Source organism: Methylobacterium sp. CCH7-A2 (genome assembly GCF_001557075.1).
Classification (GTDB): domain Bacteria; phylum Pseudomonadota; class Alphaproteobacteria; order Rhizobiales; family Beijerinckiaceae; genus Allobosea; species Allobosea massiliensis.
Map to the genome: position 1 here is coordinate 21696 of NZ_LSKN01000209.1, position 9773 is coordinate 31468.

Here is a 9773-nt window from a genome sequence, read left to right on the forward strand (position 1 = left end):
GTTTCAGGACGCCCGAAGGCTCTGCAGAAGGGTGAGTCTCAGGTGGAGGAAGGTGGTCCGGAGCCAGCCCCGGTCGCGATACTTCCGGGCGCTGGTCGTAACCGTCGCGCCGACAGGCTGAATCGCCAGGCCTGCGCGCCGGGCGTCGCGGACCAGTTGGTGGTCCTCGCCATGCGCCGCGGTCTCGTCGTAACCGCCAAGGGCATGGAACGTCGCGGCAGGGAGGCACAGCGCCTGATCGCCGAAGGGCAGGTCGAAAACCCGTGAACGGAAACGGACGCCGCCTTCGGTCAGACGCATCAGGCCGCCGCCGTCAAAGCGCAGGTCGAAATAGCGCAACGCGGCGTGCTGCTCCTGCAGCCCCATGAGCAGCTTCGACACGGCATCTTCGCCGAGCGTCGTGTCGGCATGCACGAACCAGAGATGGCGCCCTCGAGCGACGGAGGCCGCTTGGTTCATGCTGGAGGCGCGCGTTCCCCCGCGCGCGAGAATGATCTCGAAGGTCTTGGGAAGGGTCGCCAGCAGCGCTTCCGGAACACCCTCGTGCTCGGCCAACGGGATGATCACGGAGACGAGCGCGCCCTCAGCGCGCGGTTCGGGCGGACGGACATCCAGCGTCACGGTGTCGTGCATCATAGACCAGGCCCCATGTCGATGTCCGCGACGCCCGTCGGAGCCGTAACATTCGACGTCGCACATCGTCGCTTTGCAACGCTTGCAGGATGATGGGCGCGCGCCCTCGAGCTGCAGCGACTTCTGATCAGGCACGCACAAGCTCAGGTCAACCTCGCGAAACAAGCAGGCGAGCCCGCCAGATCAGCGGCTCGCCCAGCCGGCGAACTCCTCGAGCGCATACGCCTTAGCGTGCAGCGCCCAGCCTGTGCCGCGATGCCTGAACCCGCCCTGCCAGCGCTCGGGCCGGCGATAGGTCCGCTCGGGCGTCGGGCCCTAGCCGTCGAAGATGGCCATGCCGTTCACGACCTTGCTGACGTCAGAAAAACCGCCGCGCGGTCCGCGGGACCCGACTGAGGTCACGACAGGGCCGACACGAAGCCGTGAACCGCGTAACGTCATACGGATCCGGCGCGAACACGCTGTCAAACCCGAAGTCTGCGTCCCGAAGCGACCCCCATGGCCGATCCTGCACCTGCCTCGCTCCCGCCGAAGCGCCCCTTGCGGCAGGACGGAGTCCTGAAAGCCGATCTCTGCATCATCGGTGCGGGTTCCGGCGGGCTGTCGGTCGCGGCCGGCGCTGTGCAGATGGGCGCTTCGGTCGTCCTGATCGAAAAGGGCGAGATGGGCGGCGATTGCCTCAACACCGGCTGCGTGCCGTCCAAGGCGCTGATCGCTGCGGCCCATGCCGCCCAGGCCGTGCGTGACGGCCAGCGCTTCGGTGTCCATGCCGCCGAGCCCGAGATCCGTTTCGAAGAGGTTCACGCCCATGTGCATGGCGTGATCGGCGCGATCGCGCCGCATGACAGCGTCGAGCGGTTCGAACGGCTCGGCGTGCATGTCATCAAGGCGGCGGCGCGTTTCCTCGACCGGGATACGGTCGAGGCCGGCGGGGAAACGATCTTGGCGCGCCGCTTCGTGATCGCAACCGGCTCGCGCGCCGCCGTGCCGCCGATCCCCGGCCTCTCGGACGCCGGCTATCTTACCAATGAGAGCGTCTTCGAGCTGCGGGAGCGCCCTGAGCATCTGATCATCGTCGGTGGCGGACCCATCGGCATCGAGATGGCGCAGTCCTTCCGTCGCCTGGGTTCGCGGGTGACCGTGATCGAGACGTTCGGCATCCTCGCCAGGGATGAGCCGGAGGCCGTCGAGGTCGTCCGCGCCGCGCTCCTCCGCGACGGCGTGACACTGCTCGAGAAGGTCGGCATCAGCGACGTCAGGCGCGACGGCCCGGTCGTGACGGTCACGCTCGATGGCGACAGCGCCGTTGGACGGTGCGTCGCGGGCAGCCACCTGCTCGTCGCGGCAGGCCGGCGCCCGAACGTCGAAAACCTCGGCCTCGACGCGGCCGGCGTCGCCTTCGCGCCGAAGGGGATCACGGTCGACGCGCGTCTTCGCACCAGCAACCGCCGGATCTTCGCCATCGGCGACGTTTCGGGTGGCCCGCAGTTCACCCATATCGCCGGCTATCATGCCGGCATCGTCATCCGGAACGCCCTGTTCGGCTTGCCCGCCAAGGTCGACTACACGGCCTTGCCCTGGGTGACCTATGCCGATCCCGAACTCGCCCATGCCGGTCTCACAGAGGCGCAGGCGCGCAAGGGCGGCCATGACGTCCAGATCCTGACCTGGTCCTTCGCGCTCAACGACCGGGCCCAGGCGGAGCGCGCCACCGAGGGGCTGGCCAAGGTCGTTCTGGGCCGCAAGGGCCGGATCCTCGGGGCCACGATCGTGGGACCCCGCGCGGGCGAACTGATCGGCACCTGGGCCCTGGCGATCGCGTCTCGCCTTCGGATCGGGGCTGTGGCGAGCGCGGTGCTGCCCTATCCGACGCTGTCGGAGATCTCGAAGCGCGCCGCCGGCAGTTACTACACGCCGAAGCTCTTCGGCTCCGCGACGCGCCGCGTCGTCGGTTTCGTCCAGCGTTTCCTGCGCTGATCCCGAGAGACAGCTCATGATGGCCCGCCTTCTCACCGACCGGCGCCTCTGGCTCGCCCTGGCCGCGCTCGCCCTGATCCTCATCGTCCGGCAGACCGGGGTTGCGAGCTATCTCTCGCTGGACACGCTCAGGACCCATCGCGTGACGCTGACGAACTGGGTCGAGGCGAACCATCTGGCCGCTGCGCTGGCCTATGTCGCCGTCTATGTCGCCGCTGTCGCCTTCTCGATGCCCGGCGCGGTCTTCCTGACACTGTCGGGAGGGTTCCTGTTCGGAGCGGTGTTCGGCACGCTGCTGACCGTGATCGGTGCCACGATCGGAGCGACGCTGATCTTCCTGTTCGCCAGGGCCCTCTTCGGCGACAATGCGCTCGACCGCTTCGGTGCCCCGGCGGCGAGGCTGGCGGAGGGCATCCGCCAGAACGCCGCCTCCTATCTGCTCGTGCTGAGGCTGGTGCCGCTCTTCCCGTTCGTCCTGGTCAATCTGGTGCCGGCCTTCGTCGGCGTACCCCTCGCGACCTATGTGCTGACCACCTTCTTCGGGATCATGCCGGGGACGGCGGTATTCTCGCTGGCGGGCGCGGGGCTCGGCTCGGTTCTCGATCAGGGCGGCGCAGTGTCGCCCGGCTCCATCCTCACACCGCAGATCATCGGTGGCCTCGTGGGGCTGGCTGCGCTGTCTCTGGTCGCGATCCCGATCCGGAAGCGCCTTGCGGCCCGAGAAAACCAGACCGGGTCGTAACGTCCGCCAGCGTCCATCCGTAAGGAGAGCCATGATGACCGCCGACATCCGATCTCACAGGCTCACCCGGCGCGCCGTGCTCGGCCTCGGACTCATGGTCCTCGCGGGCCCGGCCTGGGCCCAGGCCAGAGATGTCGATGCAGCCTATGACCGGCTCCTTGGGCGCTATGTCGGCGCCAGCCCCGATGGGGTCAACCGGGTCGACTTCATCGCGGATTTAGGCGGAAATGATGCCGGGCTGATCGCGCATTTCCGCCGCTATGTCGAGCCGGCGCTGGCCCAGCGCCTCGCCGGATCGCGGCGGATCGCCGATGACGACTATGGCTGGTCGTTGAACGGGCTCCGCCCCGTCCCGGCGCCGCGCGGCTGAGCCCGCAGATGACGGACCGCTCCATGATGACACGCCTTAACCGGACACGGCTGTTGGTCGCAGCGGCGGCCGCCACGACCCTGGCGGCGGGCGCAGCCATCCTTGTCGTGACGGCACAGCCCCGGCTGGCTCCCTGGACGCTCGACCCGACGGATCCGCGCGTGTCGCTGGAGGATGTCGAGCGTGAGGTGGCTCGACGTCATCCGGTTCCGGAGGTCGAACCCGCGGGCCTGGCCGCCATGCTAGGGCGCGGCGAGGCCATGCTGTTCGACGTGCGCACGCAGGAGGAGTTCGATGCCGGCCACCTGCCGGGCGCGATCCGGATCGAACCCGGCAGCTCGGCCGCCGAAATCCTCAGTCTTCACCGCGATCGGCTGGGCGACGGGCCGGTCGTGTTCTATTGCGCTGTCGGCGTGCGCTCCTCGCAGTTGATGACGGCAACGCTGAAGCAGATCGCCCCCCACGCCGGCGGCGGCGTCTACAATCTGCGCGGCGGCATATTCCGTTGGGCGGCGGACGGCCGCGCCTTGGTGAAGGGCGATGGCCCCGGCAAGGCGCATCACTTTGACGCCAGCTGGGGCCAGTTGCTGGCCAGGACGACACCGCGTTGACGGCCGCTACGGGTCCAGACGTCTCCGTGACAGGTCGATCCGCCTGGGATTGCCGCGGATCAACGCTGCTCGCCAGGCTCGGCGTCCGCATTGGGGTGCCGAGGGTGATCGCAGTGGTCTGGCGCGAGCGTTTACCCGATCCGGGGCCTTACCGCGCCGTCTCGCGCGGCGGCCCCACGCGTGAGGGGGCGTCGTGATGCCGAGCGAGGCGCCGATCGGGTTCGGCCTGATGTGCAAGCCGCCGCGGCCCGGCACGGCCAAGACCCGGCTGGCCGCGGCCATCGGCTCCGACAGGGCGGCGCGCCTGGCGCGCGCCTTCCTCAAGGATTGTGCTGCCGCCGCCGTCGCGGCAGCCCGGCTGCAGCGGCTCGACCGTGCGGCGTTCTTTCGCCCGGCCGATGCCGCAACCGAGATCGGCGCGATCCTCGGGCCGGGATGGCCTCTGGAGTTTGCCGATACCGGCGACCTCGGCGCGACGATGCAGGACGTTCTCGCCCGGCTGCTGCAGCGCTGCCAGGGCGGCGCGATCATCATGGGCGCGGATGTTCCGCTGATCACGGGCGAGGCCATCGCCGCCGCCGCGCGCAGCCTTCGCGAGGGCAATGACCGCCGGATCGTGCTTATCCCGAGCGTCGATGGCGGCTATTGCCTGATCGGTGTGCGCTCGCTGGAGGCGGCAGCCTCCCTCTTCGCACCAATGCCATGGAGCACGTCGGGCGTGCTGCGCGAGACGCTGAGCCGCGCCGACGCGGCCGGCTTGACCGTGCAGATGCTGCCGCCGCAGCGCGACATCGACGAGGCCGCCGATCTCGACTGGCTGCGCGCCAGCCTGGCGAGCGGCGACGCCGCGGCAGCCTTCACCCGCGCCGCTCTGGCCGGCATGGCGGAGGCGCGGCCATGACGGGCCACCGGCTCGTTCTCGTCGGCGGGGGGCACGCCCATGTGCAGGTGATCCGCGCGCTGGCGCAGCAGCCCGAACCCGGCATGACGATCACGCTGGTGACCGACCGGTTGCTGACGCCCTATTCGGGCATGCTGCCCGGCCATGTCGCTGGGATCTACAGCCATGCCGAGATGCATATCGACCTCGGTCGGCTGGCAGAGGTCTGCGGCGTAACGCTGGTCGGCTCCGCGGCGGCCGCGATCGACCGCGCCCGGCGGACGGTGACGACGGAGGACGGTGCCAGTGTTCCCTACGATACGCTCTCGCTCAATGTCGGCATCACGCCGGATCTTTCGGGCATCGCCGGCGCCGAGGAGCACGGCATCCCGGTCAAGCCCATCAGCAGCTTCATCGCGCGTCTGGACGCGCTTCTGGAGGCGGCCGCCAGGGCCGATGGCCCGCGCCGCATCGTCCTGGTCGGCGGGGGCGCGGCCGGGGTGGAGCTTGCGCTGGCGTTGAAGGCGCGGCTGACGGGGCTCGATCCGAAGGGCCGGCCGTTCTGGATCGGTCTCGCCGCGAGCAACGGGCTCGTCGCCACGCTCAATGACGGCGTGCGCCGGCGGGCGAGAGCCGCGCTGGCCCGTCATGGCGTGACACTGCTGGACGACTTCCGTGTCGTCGAGATCAATGCGCAAGGCCTGCGCGCGCAGGACAAGCGCTTCGTCACGGCCGATGCGGTGCTCGTATCCACCGCCGCGCGCGCTCCCTCCTGGCTCGCCACGACCGGGCTTCCTACCGACCGCCATGGATTCGTTCAGACAACGCGGTGCCTGACCTGCATCGACGATTCCGCGGTCTTCGCCGTCGGTGACTGCGCGACCGTGGCCGAAGACCCGACGCCGAAAGCCGGTGTGTTCGCCGTCCGACAGGGTGCGGCGCTCACAGCCAACCTGCGCCGCAGGGCACGCGGCGAGGTGCTGGCGCCGCATCGGCCGGACCGCAACTATCTGACGATCCTGATGACCGGCGACGGGTCCGCCATCGCCGGTCGCGGCGGCTGGTTCGCGGTCGAGGGCCGCTGGGTCTGGCGCTGGAAAGACTGGATCGACAGACGCTTCATGCGGCGCTTTTCGGAATTTCGGCGCTGACCCTCACGGGAGCATCGTTCCCGCCGCGCCGTCATGTCCGGTTCCGTGAAAAGAGACGCGACAGCAGGACGGTGCGTCACCACCGCAGCATGGCGCGGCCCAGTGCGGCCCCCGCCAGGCCAACGATCAGGGCGGCGAGGCTGTACCAGGTCGCGATGAAGAGCGGGCTGTCCTCATTGCAGAACAGGCCATAGGCGAAGATCGCGAGGCCGGCGGAGGCGAGGCCGGCCAGCGCGCCGGCGGCGACGGGCTCGGTCGTGGCTCCCCGCCGGAGGATCGTGAGGCAGGCGATCAGCGGCAGGGCCGCCAGGGCCGGAACGAGCGTCAGGCAGGTGACGATGCCCTTGCCGAACAGCCTCGCCCACCCGTCGTCGAGACCGTGGCGCAGCAGATCGGTCGCCACGACGAGGCCGAGGAACCCGACGACGGCGATGAGCCATTTTGAGGCCGCCGGAGCCTGGACCTCCGGCCGGGAGAGATCGAGCGCGCCCGCGATGGCCGTCAGGGCGATCAGCGCACCGAGCATCAGTTTCACCAGCGTCGGCACCAGGCCCGCCGTGACGAGATCGGGGCGCACGCCCATGATCCCAAGGAAGCCGACGCCTGCGAGCGCCGCCGCCGTCGGCCACCAGCGTAGCAGGATCGTGCTGACGGGCTTCGGCTGGTTCGGCAGATCCTGGACCAGCAGGTCGATCATGTCGTCAGTCCGCATCGGCTCTCCCCTTGAAGGTGCGGGCCAGCTGTCTCAGGGCCCGATGCAGCGCGACCCGCACCGCACCCTCGCTCATGCCGAGTTGACCTCCGACCTCCGCCGCGCTCCGTCCGGCGAGCGACACCTGCTCCACGATCTGACGCTGGCGCCCGTCGAGGGCCGACAGCATGCGCTGCACATCGAGCTGGCTCTCGCCGCCGTCGTCAGGCGCGGCGAGGGTCTCCACGGCGTCGTCGAGATCGACCTCGCCGCGCGCGCCAACGCGGCGCAGGAGGTCGATAGTCTTGTGACGCGTCACGGCGTTGAGCCAGGGCGTCAGCGGCATCGACCGGTCCCAGGTCGCGCGCTTCAGATGGACGGCGAGCAGCGTTTCCTGAACGATGTCCTCGACATCCGCCTGCCCACGTCCCGCGCGCATCAGAACCTGCCGCACCCTGCCACGCAGATGCGGAACCAGGGCGCGCAACAGCATCCTGTAGGCGACCTGGTCGCCATCGAGCGCCAGTCGCATGAGGCGGCTCCATTCGTCTTCGCGTTCTGGCTGGCGGTCTTGCACGCAGCATCCACTCATTCGGGCCGCACTGCCGGTTCGTTACAGGCGGCTTCGCCAGGCCGCAAAGCAGCTTTGCGTGAGGCGATCGTGTAGGGCTGCCGGCTCGTCAGGGCAGCGCATTCACCGTCGGCCGATGCCCTGCGCGCCGAGCCTCACCACAAAAAGCACAGGGCCAGTGTAACGAAGCGGTCGCCGGGCGCGTATCTTATCGTGCCTAGCGTCGGAGCCCGTATGTGAACACGCCAACCCTCGTGACCGCCAAGTTTGTCGATCCTGTGCGGACCGCAAAGGGCGAACGGCGCGCGCGCGTCGATCTCAAGCGGTTGGAGACGCTGTGGTTCAATACGGGCACGCTATGCAACATCAAGTGCCAGAATTGTTACATCGAGAGTTCCCCCAGCAACGATCGGCTGGTCTACCTCTCGCTCGCCGATGTCACGGCCTATCTGGATGAAGTGCGGGACGAGCGGCTGCCGGTCCGGATGATCGGCTTCACCGGCGGCGAGCCGTTCATGAACCGCGACATGGTTGCGATCCTGACGAAGACGCTGGAGCGTGGCTTCGAGACGCTCGTGCTCACCAACGCGATGCGCCCGATGATGCGGCGCCGGGAGGAACTCACTCGGCTGCGCGAGGCCCATGGCGGGTTGCTGCGCTTTCGCGTGTCCCTCGACAGCCATCATGCCGCCATCCACGACGCGGAGCGCGGCGTTGGCTCCTTTGCCAAGGCGATGGAGGGCTTGCGCTTCCTGTCAAGGGAGGGGTTCCAGATCGAGATCGCCGGTCGGCATCTGGACGCCGAGCCGGAAGCGGTCGCACGCGCGGGTTATCGCGCGCTGTTCGATCGCGAGGCGATCGCGGTCGACTGTAACGACCCGGTCCAACTGGTGATCTTTCCGGAGATGACCCCCGACGCCAACCCGCCGGAGATCACCGACGCGTGCTGGGGCATCCTCGACAAGAGCCCGGACGACGTGATGTGCGCGACCTCGCGAATGGTCGTGCGGCGCAAGGGCGCCGATGCGCCGGCGGTCGTGGCCTGTACCCTGATTGCCTATGACGAGCGGTTCGAGCTTGGCCGCACGCTGAAGCAGGCGAAAGTCCCGGTGCCGCTGAACCATCGCCATTGCGCGACCTTCTGTGTCCTGGGCGGTGCGGCCTGCGGCGTGAAGAAATCCTGATCCCCAAAACCGCGCAGTCGGAGTTCACCAGATGACACGTGCATTGGTCATGAGTCTTGCCGCGCTGCTGCTGACGAGCGCGACGGCGCTGTCCCAGAACCTCACTACGGTCGAAAGCCGGTTCGCCGTGAAGGAGACCTCGGACCGGCTGGCGGCTGAACTCGAGAAGCGCGGCATCCGCATCGCCGCGCGGATCGACCACGCCGCCGCGGCCAAGGCCGCCGGGCTGGACATGCCGCCGACCGAGGTCATCATGTTCGGCAACCCGCGTCTCGGCACGCCGTTGATGCTGGCCCAGCCATCGGTCGCCATCGAACTGCCGATGAAGATGCTGATCTGGCAGGACGGGATTGGGAAGGTCATGATCGGCTATGCGCCGCCCTCGGCGCTGAAGGAGCGTTATCGGATCACCGGACAGGACGAGCCGCTGACCGCGATGGCCGGCGCGCTCGCCGGCCTCGCCAAAGCCGCCAGCGGTCAGTGACCGGCTGCGGTCGTGACGATCGAAACATTCCTTCGAAGGCGGGACGCTCCCGCCCTGGGCCAGGTCAGTAGGCTTTAACCTTCCACACCGGCCCACCCCATGGCTGCCGGGCCTGCGGCGTAACCGGCCATCGCCGACGATTGCCACCGGCGACACCACGCATGGGACATGACCTTTTGGCAGCCCCGATTAGGGCTTTTAGGTCGTGGGGGACGTTTGTGCCGGAAGAGAGTCGTGGCCCCGCGCCGTCGCGAAAAGCTCGTCACCCTCGCCAACGTGGTCCATCAGACGCAGCGTCGGTGCGGTGGACCTGTCTGGTGGACCTCTGCGTTTTCGGACACCTGACAGGTGCGCAGAACACTCACGGATCCAACCAATCTCGGAGGGCCTGAAGCCATTTGTCTCAGAAAGTGAGCAAATGGCTGGGGGTCGTGTCCCTGCTGGTGGTGTAGCTTCGCAGAGCCACCGCGTGCCGGCTT

Annotated in this window: 11 protein-coding genes; 8 read left to right on the top strand and 3 right to left on the bottom strand. The window is 68.5% G+C overall.

The window, feature by feature from the left end:
• Window positions 1-3: 3 nt before the first annotated feature.
• Window positions 4-636 (bottom strand): hypothetical protein, encoded by a 633-nt coding sequence (locus tag AX750_RS15760; protein ID WP_066721422.1) that lies wholly within the window; start codon window positions 634-636, stop codon window positions 4-6.
• Window positions 637-1131: 495 nt separating this feature from the next.
• Between AX750_RS15760 and AX750_RS15765 the strand changes: the two genes are divergently transcribed.
• The 6 genes from AX750_RS15765 to AX750_RS15790 all read left to right on the top strand — a co-directional run bounded on the left by AX750_RS15765 (window position 1132) and on the right by AX750_RS15790 (window position 6364).
• Window positions 1132-2610 carry an FAD-dependent oxidoreductase gene (locus tag AX750_RS15765; RefSeq protein WP_066735467.1) on the top strand — a complete coding sequence of 493 codons (1479 nt, stop codon included), beginning with the start codon at window positions 1132-1134 and terminating at the stop codon, window positions 2608-2610.
• 16 nt (window positions 2611-2626) lie between these two features.
• Window positions 2627-3352: a VTT domain-containing protein gene (locus AX750_RS15770; RefSeq protein WP_067254652.1), complete on the top strand. Its 726-nt coding sequence runs from the start codon at window positions 2627-2629 to the stop codon at window positions 3350-3352.
• A 34-nt stretch (window positions 3353-3386) separates the two neighbouring features.
• Window positions 3387-3722 carry a hypothetical protein gene (locus AX750_RS15775; protein WP_156449789.1) on the top strand — a complete coding sequence of 112 codons (336 nt, stop codon included), beginning with the start codon at window positions 3387-3389 and terminating at the stop codon, window positions 3720-3722.
• A 53-nt stretch (window positions 3723-3775) separates the two neighbouring features.
• A complete protein-coding gene (locus tag AX750_RS15780; protein WP_067254659.1) occupies window positions 3776-4333 on the top strand; it encodes a rhodanese-like domain-containing protein in 558 nt (185 codons plus the stop codon).
• A 196-nt stretch (window positions 4334-4529) separates the two neighbouring features.
• The gene (locus tag AX750_RS15785; RefSeq protein ID WP_067254663.1) at window positions 4530-5234 is read left to right on the top strand and encodes a TIGR04282 family arsenosugar biosynthesis glycosyltransferase; all 705 of its coding nucleotides are present in this window, start codon (window positions 4530-4532) and stop codon (window positions 5232-5234) included.
• Window positions 5231-6364 (top strand): FAD-dependent oxidoreductase, encoded by a 1134-nt coding sequence (locus AX750_RS15790; RefSeq protein WP_067254666.1) that lies wholly within the window; start codon window positions 5231-5233, stop codon window positions 6362-6364. Before AX750_RS15785 ends, AX750_RS15790 begins: the two co-directional genes overlap by 4 nt.
• A gap of 76 nt (window positions 6365-6440) precedes the next feature.
• On the opposite strand, the gene AX750_RS15795 is transcribed toward AX750_RS15790, so the two are convergent.
• Window positions 6441-7076 (bottom strand): DUF1109 domain-containing protein, encoded by a 636-nt coding sequence (locus AX750_RS15795; protein WP_067254670.1) that lies wholly within the window; start codon window positions 7074-7076, stop codon window positions 6441-6443.
• Complete coding sequence (locus AX750_RS15800) at window positions 7066-7647, bottom strand: sigma-70 family RNA polymerase sigma factor (protein WP_067254673.1); 582 nt, start codon at window positions 7645-7647, stop codon at window positions 7066-7068. Before AX750_RS15800 ends, AX750_RS15795 begins: the two co-directional genes overlap by 11 nt.
• A 305-nt stretch (window positions 7648-7952) precedes the next feature.
• On the opposite strand from AX750_RS15800, the gene AX750_RS15805 reads away from it, so the two are divergent.
• The gene (locus AX750_RS15805; RefSeq protein ID WP_245282413.1) at window positions 7953-8810 is read left to right on the top strand and encodes a radical SAM protein; all 858 of its coding nucleotides are present in this window, start codon (window positions 7953-7955) and stop codon (window positions 8808-8810) included.
• A 31-nt stretch (window positions 8811-8841) separates the two neighbouring features.
• Window positions 8842-9294: a DUF302 domain-containing protein gene (locus tag AX750_RS15810; protein ID WP_082734992.1), complete on the top strand. Its 453-nt coding sequence runs from the start codon at window positions 8842-8844 to the stop codon at window positions 9292-9294.
• The last annotated feature ends 479 nt before the right edge of the window (window positions 9295-9773 follow it).

Coding starts and splice junctions, on each gene's coding strand:
- AX750_RS15760 (WP_066721422.1), bottom strand. CDS start 636: ATGATGCACGACACCGTGACGCTGGATGTCCGTCCGCCCGAACCGCGC.
- AX750_RS15765 (WP_066735467.1), top strand. CDS start 1,132: ATGGCCGATCCTGCACCTGCCTCGCTCCCGCCGAAGCGCCCCTTGCGG.
- AX750_RS15770 (WP_067254652.1), top strand. CDS start 2,627: ATGATGGCCCGCCTTCTCACCGACCGGCGCCTCTGGCTCGCCCTGGCC.
- AX750_RS15775 (WP_156449789.1), top strand. CDS start 3,387: ATGACCGCCGACATCCGATCTCACAGGCTCACCCGGCGCGCCGTGCTC.
- AX750_RS15785 (WP_067254663.1), top strand. CDS start 4,530: ATGCCGAGCGAGGCGCCGATCGGGTTCGGCCTGATGTGCAAGCCGCCG.
- AX750_RS15790 (WP_067254666.1), top strand. CDS start 5,231: ATGACGGGCCACCGGCTCGTTCTCGTCGGCGGGGGGCACGCCCATGTG.
- AX750_RS15795 (WP_067254670.1), bottom strand. CDS start 7,076: ATGCGGACTGACGACATGATCGACCTGCTGGTCCAGGATCTGCCGAAC.
- AX750_RS15800 (WP_067254673.1), bottom strand. CDS start 7,647: ATGAGTGGATGCTGCGTGCAAGACCGCCAGCCAGAACGCGAAGACGAA.
- AX750_RS15810 (WP_082734992.1), top strand. CDS start 8,842: ATGACACGTGCATTGGTCATGAGTCTTGCCGCGCTGCTGCTGACGAGC.